Origin of the sequence: Thermococcus aggregans (assembly GCF_024022995.1) — an archaeon.
Taxonomy (GTDB): Archaea; Methanobacteriota_B; Thermococci; order Thermococcales; family Thermococcaceae; genus Thermococcus_A; species Thermococcus_A aggregans.
In genome coordinates, this window is sequence record NZ_CP099582.1 from 1020850 (window position 1) to 1036590 (window position 15741).

The following is a 15741-nucleotide window of genomic DNA, read 5'->3' on the forward strand; positions in this document are numbered from 1 at the left end:
TTAAAAGGGAAGAAAAATTGACAAAACCAAAAATAAAACCCTTTTAGGACTTTTCTGGGGTCTGCTCGACAGATTCCACACATATTCCGTCAGGGCTGCAGGGTAGTGGTGGGGACATGCCATCGCTTATAATACCAAAAATCACTGGGACATCAACCGTAACACCCTTATCTTCGACATTTACACCCAAAACACTATACATTGAATAACAGTCTTTCGCCGGCAAGAGTTCAACATCGTATTCTGCGATCGAAATAGCACTTTCAAACGTATGAAATCCAAACGTTATGCCAATCGTGTTGGCGAGTTTTGCAAGTGTAGGGTTAACACTTGAGAGGTATCTGCCGGCAGCAGCCCCAATTGGAATCGTAAAACTGGATTTCGACGTAAAATCATCCCTCTGAACTTGTCTCAGGTATATGGCTTGGATATAAACCCCGGTATTTGATATCCAATCTCTTTCCCAGTTTGTATTTTCTGGAACCCTCCAAATATGGGGAGTTTTTGTAATCTGCGGAGGGTTACTGCCAGAGGACTCTTTAAAGTAAACGCCGCTTGAAGCGGATTCCTCTATGGTATACGATCCAGTGCTGTGTATCATAATCGGGTAAGTTTGGACAACCTCTATCTCGGTGTACTCTCCCATTAACTTATCATAAGCCGGAACCTCCGCATGGGTAACGATGTACTCCACCCTGATGTTAAGGTACCGCTCCCAGGGGTCTTCATGCACTGTGATTCCCGAAGTAGAATCGTAGCTTATCTGAAGCGACCATCCTTCGAAGTTTTCCCCTTTAGACACGCTGAGAACCGTGAAAGGGCCCACGTCAATTCCGACCGTCCAGTAACTGTAGGTACTCCTACTTAGAACGAGATCCCAGTCAAAGTCCACTTTTTCTGCAACGTTGTTCTCTATTTTCAGTCCAAAGACCGACACCCATTCGTCGAAGGTTTTAGTTTTGGCACTGCTTTCAAAGTAGAAGTCCCATGTGGAAATCAGGCAATACCTCCCTCCGAAGTCAATATACCCATTCGGGCAGGAGCCTGTGCTCTGGTCACTGTAATCCCCTTTCAAGTCTAGAGCTTCAGTGCCTTCAAGTTTGATACGACTTGAAGTTATGCTCTTCATGCCCAGTTTTCCGTCGTCGGTCACGTAAAGAATTAGGGGCGTTGGTGGGGCGTAGAGTGCCTGTTCGCCCGTTGAGAGGGCTTTGACCCACTCGTGCCTCGGAACCTTCACGAAGGTGGGAAGTATCCCGCTGGCTTTGCTCCTCTTCAGAACCTTGACGCTCCCGTTCGGTAGGGGGTAGTATATGACGTACTTCCCTGACCCTTCAATCCTGTACACATCGTAGCCCAGTATCTTTGTTATGCCTTTCTCATTCCCCGCAAGGTGGTTCATGACACCTACTATGAGTCCTCCAGTGATTAATACTGTTATTAACAACGCCATAACCCATTTCCTAGACAACTTAAGTCACCTTAGATGTAGTAAACATTTTTATCCTTAAAACTTGTTGTTGTTCAAGGAAAAGCTAGAATTGTGTTGTCAAAGTGGAGTCTCGCTATGCAAACTCAAAAATACTCAAGATCACCGGCAAAACATAAAATAAAAATGAAAACCCCAGATTAACCCTTCCTCCTTTTTATAACGTCTGAAAGAAGCTCACCATCAACACCGACATTCTCAAGCTCGTTCTCGTGGATTATCACGGTCACGTGTTGTATCTTGTAAACCTCCCTAACGACCTCGGTTATTCTCCTAACAAGCTCCCTTTTGGTTTCCGCATCAGCCTTCGGTCCTTCAACTATTACCGTCGGCATAGCAATCACCAAGGCTTATTTTTGTGCTAGATATTTAAAAATCCTCGCAGAGTAACATAAGAACCGTAACCTCTCCATTGTTAAGAGGCATAGTGATGTTAATGGACGCTAAAGTCTGCAAATTCTGCGCCGGTGAAAAGCTTGAAGAAGTCGTTAAAGCACTTGAGGGGGCTCATTTGCACCATGCCCAGTGTTGCTTTATGAAAAGGACGAAAGTGCATATATCGCTATAAATACAGCAGACGACGTTGTGGATGTAATTAAAGAACCTCTTGAAGACGTTAGAGCCGCTATAGACTCACCTTAGTTTCTTTTTCCATAATTTTAATAAGGTTAAAATGCAAAATTTAATGAGGTGATTTTTCATGCAAAGAGCTCTTGTAACTCTAACTCCATCCGAGAGCAAGCGCTTAATTGCCAAAGCGGTTGTGGCTATGGAAGAAGTTCAGCACGCACTCAAAAACGGATTCGTTTATATAGCAACAGGCACAACAGCCGCTTACATTGCTGAAGAAATCTTAGGAGAGAAAATCGAAAAGGAAAAGTGGACAGTTGGAACGGTAAGCAAAGGAAGGACATGTGTAACTGCAAAGAAGACGTGGCCAAAGCATCTCGTTCTTTACAAAGGGAAACCATACGAAGGAGACCCCTTAGAGGCTCTTAAGGAGATGGGACCAGAGGATGTTTTTATCAAGGGTGCAAATGCTATTGACATCAATTGGAACGTCGCCGTTTTTGCTGCGGCCCCCGACGGTGGAACAATCGGAAGGACTTTCGGCTGGACAATAACAAAGGGCGTCTTCACGATAACGCCCATAAGCTTGGAGAAGTTCGTGCCGACACCAGTCGAGGAGAGTGCCAAGCTTACAGGTATTCATTCCTTCGACTGGGGTACTGGTCTCTACGCGGCTCTCGTTCCAATTCCTCATGCTATCCCAATAACTGAAGTCGAGGCATACGGAATCCTTGCTAACGTAGATGCTATTCCAATAGCCGCTGGTGGTGCTGGCGGAGCAGAAGGCAGCGTAACACTAGTTTTGGAGGGCGAAGATGAAGACATGGAGAAGGCCAAAGAAATAACTAAAGCAGTTAAAGGAGAGCCTCCTTTAAAGCCATACACAGAGGACTGCTCCATATGTCCCTTCGCAAAGATCTGTGGAATTGGAACCGGGGCCTTTTGACTGTTTATTCTTTTCTTTTTTAACAACTGAAAGGGCTTAAAAACCCCTAAACAGTCTTGTAAAAATAAAACGGCAACTTTAGGTAACTTTCTCCAAACGTTTTCCAACTATAAAAGTGTCTTCCTTTTTTACTGCTCCTTCGGGTATCATGAGCGGAGCGTGAACCATTGCAAGTGCCATGTTCTCCTTAACTTCCATCGCCCTATGGGGGACAACTATGGTCGTTATTGGGTCTTCCTCGATGAGCAAACCAACCCCATGCGCGTAACCAGTGATATATGCATCAATAAGACCTTTCTCCCGATATATTTTTTCGAGTTCCCTCTCGACGGCAATAAACTTAATTCCGGGCTTTGTAAATTCTACAGCTTTTGTATAAGCTTCTTCCATGGCATTGAGTGCCAGCTTAGCTCTTTCATTTATATTGCCAACTGGGAAAGAACGGGACATGTTAGCATAGTAATGATCCCAATCAGCTCCAATGACCACTGTTACAACTTTTCCTTCCCTAATCTCTGCATCTCTGAAGGGCTCTGCATGGACCCTTGGAGTAGCAGAAACGTATACCTTGGGCTCTTCACTTCCATTAATCATAAGTTCCCTCACAATTTCCGCAGCAACTTCAAGCTCACTTTTTCCAGGGTTTATTTCCTCCTCTACCACTTTCATTCCTTTTTTCGCTATCTTTCCGGCCTTTCTTATCTTTTCGAGTTCCCATTCATCCTTTATCATCCTAAGCTCCATAGAAAGAGCCCTTACATCGACGATCTCAACTCCGGGGTTTAGCTTTTTAAAGAGCTCATAGAATAAAATATAAGCATCTCTCTCAATGCTGAATTCCATCCCAATAGTGTTGAACCCGTTTTTCTTTATCCAAACTGTTACATTAGCCATAAGTTCTTCCGTCTTTTGAAACTCTATTACGTTCTTAATCCAGCTTCTCTGTTTGAAAAGTTCACCTTCTCCCTTAGCAACTATGACAGTAGGTTCGCCTTCTGCAGGGATTAAAAGAGATGGCCTAAGCCACTTTGTTCCAGTGAAGTAAACAAATGTTGAGAGAGTTCTTATAACAGCACCATTGATGTTTTCTCTTTTTAAAAGCTCTTGAAATCGTTTTATCCGTTTTTTAAATATTTCTGCCTTTTCCATCATATGCATAACCTCTACTTATTATTGCCTTCGTAATCATATAAATACCTATCCCCCAGCCAGCAGGGCCAAACCGCCAGATAGTACAATGGGTGCTTAACATTGAGGAAGCCGGCAAGATTAGAGAAGATATGATTTTCGCATATATTCCTCTTAAGTTATCCACAAATTTGAAAAAGAAGAGAAGCAGGACTCAGTCAAGATCCTCTGCGAGCGGTGAGTCCTCTTCCAATTTTGTTCCCTTGCTCAGCATCTCCCTGAGGTCTTTCTCTGGGTCTCCAATGAGCTTTAAGTCAAACTGCTTTCTGAGGACTTCGAACACGTTGGAAGTCAGGAACTCCGGAGCCTTTGGTCCTATATAGATGCCTTTGATCCCAAGGTAGAGGAGCGAGTAGAGTATCGCCACCGCCTTCTGCTCCATCCAGCTGAGGACTATGCTCACCGGCAGGGAATTCACGTCCATTCCAAGCTCGTTCGCCAAGGCAACAGCGATTTCAATTATGGAGTAGACGTTGTTACACTGGCCGAAGTCAAGGAAGCGCGGGATTCCATCAATGGTGCCGTAGTCCCTAGCGTTGTAGCGGAACTTACCGCACGCGGCCGAGAGTATTATCGCGTCCTTCGGAATAAGCTCCGTCAGCCTTTCGTAGTAGCTCATTCCCTTGTGGGGCGTGTCACATCCGCCCACGACGAATATGTGCCTTATCTTGCCCTCCTGGATAAGCTCCAGCAGTTTGTCCTTCATTGCTAAGACGTTCGTGTGATGGAAGCCGGTTAGGAGCTTTCCGCCGTCGTAGGCCTGCATCTTCGGCGTCTCAAGGGCACGCTTTATGAGCGGCTCGAAGTTGTAGTCCTCGATGTGGGGGACCCCTTCAAGGCCCGCTATTCCGGTCGTGAATATTCTATCTTTGTAAGCCTTAGTGGGCTGTTGGACACAGTTACTTGTACCTAGAATAACTCCCGGGAACTCTGCAAACTCCTTCTTCTGGTAGAGCCACGAACCTCCCCAGTTGCCGTATAAGGCTTTGAACTTCTTCAGCTCCGGGTAAGCGTGGGCCGGGAACATCTCCGCGTGAGTGTAGACTTTGAGCTCATCCTCAAGGCCTATCTCCTCGATCTGCTTAAGGAGCTCGTATAGAGCCTTGTAACTGTGGCCGGTGACGAGTATGCCGTGGCCCTCGACGGTTCCGGTGGGCACTTCGACCGGTTCCGGCTTCCCAAAGGTCTCGACATAAGCCTTATCGAGGAGCTTCATGGCCTCAAGGTGAACCCTTCCGTTTTCGAGAATAAGCTCAATGAAGCGGTTCTTATCGAAGTTGACATTTGTTAGGGTTGAGTAAAGTGCCTCGGCTAGGAAGTGTCCTATTTTCGGGTCGTCGTAGCCTACCTCAAGGGCGTGGTAGTAGTAAGCTGCGGTTCCTTTTATGCCGTACAGCAGGGCCTCCTGAAGGGAGTTTAAATCCGGATCTTTTCCACATACTCCTTGAACTGTACATCCGCCCATTAAACTCATAGAGCATTGATTACATAACATCTTATATTCCTTTTCCTTTGGAAGTCTTATCGCCATTTTAAACACCTCCGTTTATGACACGTGTCATAATCCAATTTGTTATTGAAAGACTTTTCATAAAAGCTTTGCGGTTTATTAACCTAAAGAAGGAATATAACTTATGTCATTATAAGAAATTTGGAAAACTTGACAGAAAGGTTTATATATTCCACTTGTCATAAGATGTGACATGAAGACCAACGCTTTTGAAGTTGCCTCGCGCTACGTTTATCCGTCGCTTAGAAGAAGGTTAGTTGAGCTGCTCTACGAGAAAGGGCTTAAACAGACCAAGATAGCCGAGCTCCTCCACATAACGCAGTCTGCCGTTTCACGCTACCTCAACATGGACAGAGGGGCTTTAGTTGATATCTCCAAATTCCCGGACATTGACACTGAGCTCCGCTCGTTTGCCGATGAAATTATCAGAAAAAAGCCTGACGAGTACTGCATTCATAGGAGACTCATAGAGATTTCACTCAAAATGATTGGGAAGGGCTATATCTGCTCATTGCATGCGAAGATCGACCCCGAGGTTAATCCGTCAGAATGTGGAGTGTGTCTTGAGCTTTTTGGCGGATAATAGTAAACAAAGAAAAAAGAAAAAAGTCACTCAAGCATACCCTCTTTCTTTGCCACGATATAAGTACAGCACAGGTCTCCGGTAACGTTGTTCATTGTCTCGAACATGTCTATGAGTGGGTTGACTCCTAAGGCAAGAGCGACGATTATTGATATCTGGCTTGGCTCAAGGCCTAAAGTTCCAAGGACTATAAACAGTAACATTAAGCTTCCTCCGGGAACTCCTCCAGCGCCTATTGCGGACAGTACTGTAGTTATTATCACTATGGCCAAGGAGCCGATTGTAAGGTCAATGCCAAAGACATCCGCTGCAAAGACCGCCCACATTGGGAGATGTATACACACTCCGTTCATGTTTATCGTTGCACCCACTGGAAGGGAGAACTCTGCAAGCTCTCTCTTTACTCTAAATGACTCTATTGCCGTTTTGATTGTAACTGGAAGTGTGGCGGCACTACTCCTAGTGAAGAACGATGTTATCATGACTTCCTTGGCCCTCTTGAAGAAGTCTATTGGGTTCTCCTTGAGGAAAACGGAGATGAGTATTGAGTAAACAATGAATATCATTATGACAATTCCCGAAATGACACCCAGCACCGCCTTCAGATAGGGCCCGATGATTGAAGGTCCATAGAGACCGAAGTTGACAACTGCAAGTGAGAACACACCTATTGGGAAGTACTCCAGAATCCAAGATACTATTTTGAACATTACTGAATTCGCACCTGCGGCGAAGTCGAGTATTGATTGAATCTGCTTTCTTTCAGTTTCATTTTGGGTATGGTCAAGTAGAACCCTTGCCGCAAGACCAAAGAGGAGTGCAAAGACTATTATTGGGAGGAACTCTCCATTTGCCAGTGCCTCAAATGGGTTGGTAAACATCTTGAGAATCAAGTCAGTCAGACCCGCTGGTGGAGTTATGGAGGGGCCGCCTTCTCCCATAGAGCTTCCCAACTTCTCGACGTCAACTGCAACTCCCTGTCCAGGGTGTACAAACATGGCAATACTCACTCCAATCATAGCTGCTATGAATGAAGTAAACATGTACCATAGGATGACTTTTCCTCCAACTCTTCCCAGCTTCTTTGGTGAAAGTCCTGAAGAACCAACTATAAGGGAGAAGAACACTATTGGTATAACGACCATTTTGAGCATCCTTACGAGCACTGCACCAAAAGGTGAGATGTACGTTGCTATCCTTTCCCCGAGATTGCTGGCATTTGCCATATCGTAGTACCAAAGAGCCAATCCGAATGCAACACCCAACAAGAATGCAACCCCGACCCTATAGGGCAGGGGTATGCTAGTGTACTTTTTTACAATGCTCATGCGATTCACCCCCCACCACATTTAATCCTGAACTTTTTTACACTTAACTGTCATATGCTTGTGATATATAACCTTTTGTGCTAATTAAGTTCCATTGATACATCAGTGCGTTATAATATTCAATAAAGCATATTAGCAACCAGCGTAGTTGCAAAAAAATCTAAGATGTTCCTTAACAAGATTGATTACCCAAATTCGTCTATAATGCAAACTCAATTAGAAGTCCTGAATCTCACCAAACAAATGAAGTTCTTAAGGGAATTAAAAACTATCAAACTATCCCTGCTATTTGTCCTGTTATTGTTGAAAATTTCTTCATAAATTCATTTTTAAATTCTTTCACTTGAAGTTTTCTTAGAGGTGAGAGAATGGATGAACTGGAGATGATAAGGAGAAAGAAGATGCTCGAACTTATGAAGAAAGCGGGAATGATTGAAGTTAAACCCAAAAAACCGAAAGTCATAATCGAAGTCATTACTGCTCCCGGCTGTCCATACTGCCCAATAGCAGTCCAAATGGCAAAAGAGTTGGAGAAGAAATACGAGGGCGTCGTAGCGAAGGAGATAAGTGTTGCAACTCCAGAAGGACAGAAAAAGGCAATGGAGCACAATATTATGGGAACTCCAACGATTTTGATAAACAATCGTGTTGAATTCATAGGTGTACCAAACTTCGCTGAATTTGAAAGAAGGGTTAGGCAATATCTCTCCGCATAAACTTTAAAAATTACCCTCTTTAATTTCTCCCATGTTTCTGTATGAGAAAAATTTTGATCTTCAAAAAAAGAAAGCCTTAGAAAGTCTAAACGATGCCCTAAAAAAGGGATTAGTGGATAGTGACATAATATCCCTGTTAGACAAAATAAACTCCCTCGAAAACTATTTTACCACATCTTCATGCTCCGGAAGGATAAGCGTTATGCAAATGCCTGATTTGGGAGACAAGCTCAATGCAATATGGCTTGGCAAGTGGCATCGTGAAGTCTCTCTCGAAGAAGTACTTGAAGCCATTAAGAAGTATAAGGAAGGTCAGCTCTGGTTTCTCGTGAGAAGCCCTATCCTGCACGTTTCCGCCAGAACTCTGGAAGACGCTGTAAGATTCCTCAACTTGGCTATAGGTGTTGGTTTCAAGTACTCTAATATCAAAAGCGTGAGCCACAAGAAACTTCTTGTTGAGATACGTTCTACCGAGAGAATGGACGTCCCCTTGGGCAAAGATGGAGAATTGTGGGTAAGCACAGATTATCTTGAGAAGATAGTCAAAATGGCAAACCTTCAGCTTAGAAGAGCCAAGGAAAAGCTTAGAAGACTTGAGAATGAAATTGAAAAACTTAAGAAATAAGGGAAGAGACTTCAGAACTCAGTTTCTTCTTCTCCACCTGCTCCTTTTCCGCCTTCTTTCTCCTTCTCGAGCTTGCTCGCAGCAATGACGTCGTCGATTCTGAGTATCATTATTGCTGCTTCGCTTGCGCTCTTTATGGCTTGCTTCTTGACTCTCAATGGTTCGATGACGCCTCTCTCAACCATGTCGGCTGGTTCTCCTGCGAAGACATCTACACCGATTGTTGGACCTTTTTCTTTGTGGGCAGCAATGGCCTTGACGAGTGTCTCTACTGGATCAAGTCCTGCGTTCTCTGCAAGGGTTCTTGGGATAACCTTCAATGCGTCAGCAAAGGCTTCAATGGCAAGCTGTTCTTTTCCACCCACTTGCTTTGCGTATTCGTCGAGTCTGATTGTAAGCTCAATTTCGCTTGCTCCACCGCCAGCAACGATCTTTCCATCCTCAACGATGTCCTTGACGACTTTGATTGCATCTTCGAGGGCTCTCTCGACTTCGTCAACTACGTGCTCTGTTCCACCTCTGATGAGGATTGTCACTGCCTTTGGATTCTTGCAGCCTTCAACGAAGATCATGTTCTCGCCGGCAACCTTCCTCTCCTCAACGACCTCTGCATAACCAAGGTCCTCTGGTGTAAGGTCTCTAACGTTTGTGACGATCTTTGCACCTGTTGCTTTAGCAAGCTTCTCCATATCGCTCTTCTTAACCCTCCTCACTGCCAAGACTCCAGCCTTGGCAAGGTAGTGCTGTGCCAAGTCGTCAATACCCTTCTGGCAGAAGACAACGTTTGCACCTGTTGCAACGATCTTGTCAACCATTTCTTTGATCATCTTCTCTTCTTGCTCAAGGAATGCTTGTAGTTGGTCTGGGCTTGTGATTCTAATTTCAGCATCGGTCTCAGTCTCTTTGACCTCAAGTGCTTCATTGATGAGTGCAATCTTGGCATTTTCAACTTTCTTTGGCATTCCTGGGTGGACTCTTTCTTTATCGATGACAACACCCTTGATGAGCTGGGTGTCTCTTACGCTTCCACCCTCCTTCTTCTCAAGCTTGATGTTATCAATATCAACTTGATACTTACCGTCAACTTCTTCTGCAACAAGCTTTACTGCATCAACAGCAAGTTTTGCGAGGTATTCTCTCTCTTCTTCAGCTGCTTTTCCAGTTATGGCTGTTGTTGCAGCCTTCATGAGTATTTCTTCATCCATCGGACTAACGTCTTTTGCAATGCCTTCAAGTATCTCCTGAGCCTTTTCGGCTGCAAGAGTGTAACCCTTAACAATTATTGTTGGGTGGATGTTCTGATTGAGCAACTCCTCGGCTTTTCTTAGGAGTTCACCTGCGATAACAACTGCTGTTGTTGTACCATCTCCAGCTTCCTTGTCTTGGGTCTTTGCGACCTCGACCATCATCTTAGCCGCTGGGTGCTGAATGTCCATCTCATCAAGAATAGTGGCACCATCGTTGCTAATTACTATGTCTCCAAGGCTGTCAACAAGCATCTTGTCCATACCTTTTGGCCCAAGAGTCGTTCTAACTGTTTCCGCAACGATTCTTGCAGCAAGGATGTTCAATCTTTGGGCGTCCTTTCCAACATATCTCTGGGTTCCTTCAGGAAGAATCAATATTGGTTGGCCTGCAAGCTGGGCCATCTCCACCCACCCCCCACTTTTTTATTTATTATATGCGGGGAGTTTTTAGTTACAATACGTTTTCATTCCGATTATCCATTCCTTTGTGCTATTTATAAATTTTTCGGTCAATCTTTTTAAACTGCTTTTCAAACAAAACACGGTGGAAGGAGAATGGAAGAGTTTAAAAAAGCATTAGAAAGCAAGGATTGCCAGAAAGTCCTCGAGTACCTTGATGATTACCTAGAAATTATTGAAAGCGAAGAGGAGCTTAGAGAGATTCTCCAAAGACTCGAAGAACTTGCCCTAGAATGCGAAGAAGCTTATGAGCTGGCTCATGAAATTACTCATATCTACGCTCATTTGGATGAGCTGGAAAAGGGATTAGAGGTTTACAAGAGACTTGTGGAAAAGTATAGGGGTCAGGGAGAAAAATACTTGGACGCCCTCTATCATCTTGCAGATGCCTATGAGCATTTTGGAATGCCAGAAAAGGCAATAGAAACTTATGAAAACCTTTTGGGACTTGAAAGAAAACTTGAAAATAAAAAAGAAGAAGCACTCACACTGGCACACATTGCAATAAACTATGATGAGCTGGAAGAAGCAGAAAAAGCAATAGAACTCATGGAAAAGGCAAGTGCAATCTTTAAGGAGATAGGCGACGAAAGGAATTACCTTGTAAGCTTGCTTGACTTGGCCCACTTCTATTATGAGCTTGGCGATTACGAACGAGCAGAAGAGCTTCTATCAGAAATCCTAAAAACTCCCAGAGATGCAGAAATCGAAGCCAACGCTCGGATAGTCGAAGCTGAGATAAAGGCTGCACAAGAGGACTTCAAAAAAGCTTTTCACTCTCTTAAGCTAGCTCTCTTAAAATCCTTAGAAGTCGATGATGAAGAGATTTTCAGCATTGCATTTGAGGCTCTGTACAACTTCATAGCAGAGCTTTTCGAGGAGAAAATGTACAGAGAAATCTACGAGAATGTGGAAAGGTTAGCGGAGGCTTTTGAAGAAATAAACAAAGAATACGAGAAATTCTTCAAAGCTGTAGCTGAACTTGCAAAACTCAAAGAAGGCTTGGAAAACCAATACACAAAATTGTATGAGAGTATAACTGTAGAAGAACTCAAAGAGCTACTTGGCGAGCTTAAGAAGATTGGAACAAGCGTCTTAAACCTTAACCTTTGATCCCTTCATTCTCTTTTTTACAAAGAGGTTTTAAAAAGAGAATATAACGGAAAGCTAAAAATCAGAATCTGGAAACGGTTTCAACTTCAGCACTTTCAACGTTTTCCAATTGGGCAAATGCTTCTGCAACTTCGTCGAAAGAATATCCTTCAGCGTCTTTTCCAAGTACGTAAACTTTGAGTGCAACTAATCCGAATGCAATTGGTTCCCTGTCAATCTTTGAAATTCCGTATTTGCCTCCAAACTTTTCCTCAAGTGTCTTTCTGATTGCTGCTTCAAGTTCGTCAAGGTTCACTTCTGGGTCAGTTGGCATAACCTTAATAACTCCTACCAAATTGAAATCGCTCATCTTTTCCACCTCAAGGTCCTTCCCATCCGCACTTGGGGCACTTGTATGTTACCCCAAGGACACGGCAGCTTTCACATCTCCATATAACTTCTTCCCCACAATTTGGGCATATGAAGTGTGTAGCGTGCTCTCTTGGTGTTATCTCCTTTCCGCATGATGTACATACAGGTATGCTTTCTGCCATTCCAAACCACCTCCCTTAGAAATGAGGTTTTTGTTATCGTGACTCTTAACGCAATAAAGGGAGTCCATTTATAAAACTTTCGAGAGGGTCAGACCATGCGAGTCTCTTCATCTGTCTGTCGAAATCTCCCTCATCATCCCTGACAAAAGTAAAAGGAAGGGGCTTATAAATCTTCCTCAAACGATATGAGATTTACAAATTTCTGTTTGTATGCTAAAATCTCTTCTATTTGCTTTTTATCCACTTTATTAGACATGCTGATTTGCTTGTATAGCGCTTCTAACTCCATTAGGACTAGTTCTAGCCTCATTTCCACTTCTTTAGAGCCTCCATGGAGTTTCTTTATTTTGCTTAGAAGTTTGCCCCTCAGAAATGGTAACACTTCAAACGGCCGACCCATATAGGCCCAGTATATACCCTCTCTCAAGATTTCACCCAGAATGTTAATTTCAGAATAGTCCACTTTATTTTTCCTATCGATTGGTTTCCCACTCCCCCCTCATAGCTATCACCGCCTTTAAACTGGCCTTATTGTTGATTAAATTTTTGGTTGTTTATTTGCTAAAATGTCAAATCAATTTAAGAAAATACTCAAATTTTGTCAATTCGATGCTTAGTTTTATTGTCTTATTTGTCATCAATCCAAATAAAGGAGCGGGAAGAGAAAAGTTTATGGTGGCCAAACTTTGATAAAACGCTTTTTTCAGATTTCTACAGTTTTCTTCTAGACGCTTAACTAAAACCATAGGGTAAACTATCGTAGTATCTGTAGAAAAGTTTAGTCTATATCACAACAACGCCAAAGTGTCGGTTAAAGACTCTACTGGAGATAGGGCCAAATTATTTCCTTCTATCTCAAGGCTGGGTTTTACAGAAACGTAACTCTTAAATAGTTCTTTTGATGTATATTCTTATGCCATTATACACTAAGGCATGCAATATTGAAGAAAAAATGAAGGAGGCCGAAATAAATGAAGAAAACATGGGGAATGTTTGTTGCAATTTTGGTGTTGTTTAGTTTAATAGCAGTGCCAGTAGCTAAACCCGTTGCTGCAGCAGAGGACGATAAAGTCCTGAAGACCGTCATATACTCCTCAACTGGTGCCCTTTTCATGGGCGTCTGGAACCCGAGCTCCAGCGGTTACAGTGATACCTATTCAAGAAGAATTTCAGACCTAGTTTTTGACTATGGATTCCCCTACGGCGTTGAGGGTGTCCCCGTCCCCTACCACTGCCGCGTGGTCGAATACAAGAAGGATGTAACCGTCCCGAACGATGCAGTGATCTTCAACTCAACAACCGACACATGGGTTGCTGCCCACGCCGGTGAGACTGCAGCTACCTACGCTAAGATTGAGTGTGACAGGCCCTACTTCCACGACGGACACAAGCTCAGCGCTGCCGACGTCATGTACAGCTTTGCATGGGAATGGGAGTGGATTAACCAAGATGGGGACGATGACCCATACTACGATCCCAGCGAGGCCGACTGGGCCGGCGATTTCATGAACACAATCCTCGGTATAAAATTTGTTGAACAGACCGATGATAGAATGGTCTTTGAAATCTATCACAACTACTTCTTCCCAGCAAGCGAGATAATGACCGCCGCCTATGTTGTTCCATTCACTGGAACACCATGGCAGCTCTGGTATGCAATGAGCGAGCTCGTCGCACACAACGAGAAATACTCTTGGAGTGAGTCCACCGAGGAGATCGAGCAGCTTGACCAGATCAACCCAAACCATGCTCAGGCCATAAAGGAGAAGCTTCTTGAGCTCAAGAACACCAAGCCAATTCCGGAGTTCCTCAAGCCATACATAGATGATGAAAACGCCGCCAAGGCTACCTACGACTCCATAGCGAGCTTCATTGACAAGTACGGCCACGCAGTTATCGGTCAAGGCCCATATTATGTGGAGGAGTACCAACCAGAGAACCTCTATGTAAGACTCAAGAAGTTTGACAAGTGGACTATCCCAGCATTTGCAGAGGACAAGTACAAGGTCGAGCCGTACTTTGAGACCATCGAAGTTTATGGTCTCCAAAACCCAGATACTGCTATCCTTGAGGTCGCTAAGGGAACTTACGACATCCTCTGGTATCCGTTCCCAGCATATAAATTCACAGGCCTTAGCCAGGAGCAAAAGAATGCAATCGACCTCTACAAGAGTACTTCTGCCTTTGGTGACCTTGTCTTCAACCCAGTTCACGACCCAGACAACCCATACGTGATTACCGTTGGTGACAAGAAGTACTTCAACCCATTTGCAGTTAGGAAGGTTAGGTTCGGATTGCAGTACTTGATAAGCAGGGCTCACATCGCTCAGAACATCTTCCAAGGTAGTGCAGGTGCAATGTACACCCCATGGGTTTCCAGTGAGACCGGTTACGAATACGTCCAACCAGTTGTTGAAGCCTATGATCTTTCAGAACAACCAGACGAGGCATTCGCACTCAAGCTGATCGAGGAGGGAATGCAAGAGGCTGCCCAAGAACTTGCCAAGATGGGCTACAAACTCGAAAAGATTGATGGCAAGTGGTACTTCGAGGGCGAGCCAGTAAAGATCATAGGTCTTGGCCGTACCGAGGATGAAAGAAAAGATATCGCCCTGTACGTAGCAAATGAGATCCTTCCAAAAGCCGGATTCGAAGCAGAGGCCAATATCGTTGACAGAAGAACAGCAAGCGGTATGGTCTACACCAGCGACCCAAGCTCATACCAGTGGAACTTCTACACCGAGGGTTGGGTTTCCTCAAGCAACGTGAAGTTCTCAATAAGCAGAATTATCCAGTACTACTCAAGCATCTGGTACGCTCCAGGTCTTGTCGGCTGGAAGTGGACCCCAGAGAATACCAAGAGGGCCACACTTGAGGAAGTCCTCAAGTACCTCGGTGATGGTGACATTGCCGCAGGCCTCAGCAAGCTCGGACTCGATTACTACACCACCGTAGACAAGATCCAACCACTCCTTAACTGGACCGCTGATGACTTTGCTATCGTTATCTACTCAGGCGAGAACAAGGGCGTTAAAATGGACAGTGAGGACAAGTACTGGGACTTCAACAGGCTCGGTGCTGCAATTGGTATCTACGAGAGCTTCAGGGTCTTCCTCTACGAGAACTGGGAGTTCTATGCCGTGAACAAGAGGGTCAAGATCGAACTCGTTGACCCTGTTGCGGGCCTTGCCGCGTCCTGGTCACTCAGAAGCGCCAAGCCCGCTGTTGAGCCTACAACCACAACAACCACAACCACACAAACAACAACCACAACAACTTCCCAGACAACACAAACAACAACCACAACCACACAAACAACCGAGACTGAAACAACAACTGAGGAAGGAGGAATCTGCGGACCAGCAGCACTCGTAGGACTAGCACTAATTCCACTCCTACTAAGAAAGAGGAAGTGATCCTTTTCTTTCTTTTCT

15 protein-coding genes are annotated in these 15741 nt (G+C 44.3%); 6 read left to right on the plus strand and 9 right to left on the minus strand.

Features of this window, described 5'->3' with window-relative positions; genetic code table 11:
• Positions 1-43: 43 nt before the first annotated feature.
• Positions 44-1471, minus strand: coding sequence for a hypothetical protein (locus tag NF865_RS05770; protein ID WP_253303837.1), 1428 nt, complete (start codon positions 1469-1471; stop codon positions 44-46).
• Positions 1472-1629: 158 nt separating this feature from the next.
• Entirely contained in the window at positions 1630-1824 is a 195-nt protein-coding gene (gene dmpI / locus NF865_RS05775) for a 4-oxalocrotonate tautomerase DmpI (RefSeq protein ID WP_253303838.1), read from the minus strand.
• A 365-nt stretch (positions 1825-2189) separates the two neighbouring features.
• Between dmpI and NF865_RS05780 the strand changes: the two genes are divergently transcribed.
• A complete protein-coding gene (locus tag NF865_RS05780; protein ID WP_253303839.1) occupies positions 2190-3005 on the plus strand; it encodes a hypothetical protein in 816 nt (271 codons plus the stop codon).
• A 78-nt stretch (positions 3006-3083) separates the two neighbouring features.
• Here NF865_RS05780 and NF865_RS05785 read toward each other — a convergent pair whose 3' ends face one another.
• Positions 3084-4157, minus strand: coding sequence for a M24 family metallopeptidase (locus NF865_RS05785; RefSeq protein ID WP_253303840.1), 1074 nt, complete (start codon positions 4155-4157; stop codon positions 3084-3086).
• Positions 4158-4347: 190 nt separating this feature from the next.
• Complete coding sequence (gene hcp / locus NF865_RS05790; RefSeq protein WP_253303841.1) at positions 4348-5688, minus strand: hydroxylamine reductase; 1341 nt, start codon at positions 5686-5688, stop codon at positions 4348-4350.
• 208 nt (positions 5689-5896) lie between these two features.
• Between hcp and NF865_RS05795 the strand changes: the two genes are divergently transcribed.
• Positions 5897-6286 (plus strand): transcriptional regulator, encoded by a 390-nt coding sequence (locus NF865_RS05795; RefSeq protein ID WP_253303842.1) that lies wholly within the window; start codon positions 5897-5899, stop codon positions 6284-6286.
• Between the two features lie 26 nt (positions 6287-6312).
• On the opposite strand, the gene NF865_RS05800 is transcribed toward NF865_RS05795, so the two are convergent.
• On the minus strand, positions 6313-7614 hold the full coding sequence (locus NF865_RS05800; protein WP_253303843.1) for a dicarboxylate/amino acid:cation symporter: 1302 nt from the start codon (positions 7612-7614) through the stop codon (positions 6313-6315).
• Positions 7615-7982: 368 nt separating this feature from the next.
• On the opposite strand from NF865_RS05800, the gene NF865_RS05805 reads away from it, so the two are divergent.
• Complete coding sequence (locus NF865_RS05805; protein WP_253303844.1) at positions 7983-8330, plus strand: thioredoxin family protein; 348 nt, start codon at positions 7983-7985, stop codon at positions 8328-8330.
• A 31-nt stretch (positions 8331-8361) separates the two neighbouring features.
• Positions 8362-8955, plus strand: coding sequence for a tRNA(Phe) 7-((3-amino-3-carboxypropyl)-4-demethylwyosine(37)-N(4))-methyltransferase Taw3 (gene taw3, locus NF865_RS05810; protein ID WP_253303845.1), 594 nt, complete (start codon positions 8362-8364; stop codon positions 8953-8955).
• Positions 8956-8966: 11 nt separating this feature from the next.
• On the opposite strand, the gene thsB is transcribed toward taw3, so the two are convergent.
• Positions 8967-10604: a thermosome subunit beta gene (thsB, locus tag NF865_RS05815; RefSeq protein ID WP_253305580.1), complete on the minus strand. Its 1638-nt coding sequence runs from the start codon at positions 10602-10604 to the stop codon at positions 8967-8969.
• 153 nt (positions 10605-10757) lie between these two features.
• Here thsB and NF865_RS05820 point away from each other — a divergent pair, with 153 nt between their 5' ends.
• Positions 10758-11774: a tetratricopeptide repeat protein gene (locus NF865_RS05820; RefSeq protein ID WP_253303846.1), complete on the plus strand. Its 1017-nt coding sequence runs from the start codon at positions 10758-10760 to the stop codon at positions 11772-11774.
• A 61-nt stretch (positions 11775-11835) separates the two neighbouring features.
• Here the strand turns inward: NF865_RS05820 and NF865_RS05825 are convergent, their stop codons facing one another.
• The 3 genes from NF865_RS05825 to NF865_RS05835 all read right to left on the minus strand — a co-directional run bounded on the left by NF865_RS05825 (position 11836) and on the right by NF865_RS05835 (position 12734).
• Entirely contained in the window at positions 11836-12123 is a 288-nt protein-coding gene (locus tag NF865_RS05825; RefSeq protein WP_253303847.1) for an elongation factor 1-beta, read from the minus strand.
• 10 nt (positions 12124-12133) lie between these two features.
• Complete coding sequence (locus NF865_RS05830; protein WP_253303848.1) at positions 12134-12307, minus strand: zinc finger domain-containing protein; 174 nt, start codon at positions 12305-12307, stop codon at positions 12134-12136.
• 163 nt (positions 12308-12470) lie between these two features.
• Positions 12471-12734: a hypothetical protein gene (locus tag NF865_RS05835; protein WP_253303849.1), complete on the minus strand. Its 264-nt coding sequence runs from the start codon at positions 12732-12734 to the stop codon at positions 12471-12473.
• Positions 12735-13278: 544 nt separating this feature from the next.
• Here NF865_RS05835 and NF865_RS05840 point away from each other — a divergent pair.
• Complete coding sequence (locus NF865_RS05840; protein WP_253303850.1) at positions 13279-15723, plus strand: ABC transporter substrate-binding protein; 2445 nt, start codon at positions 13279-13281, stop codon at positions 15721-15723.
• Positions 15724-15741: the final 18 nt, after the last annotated feature.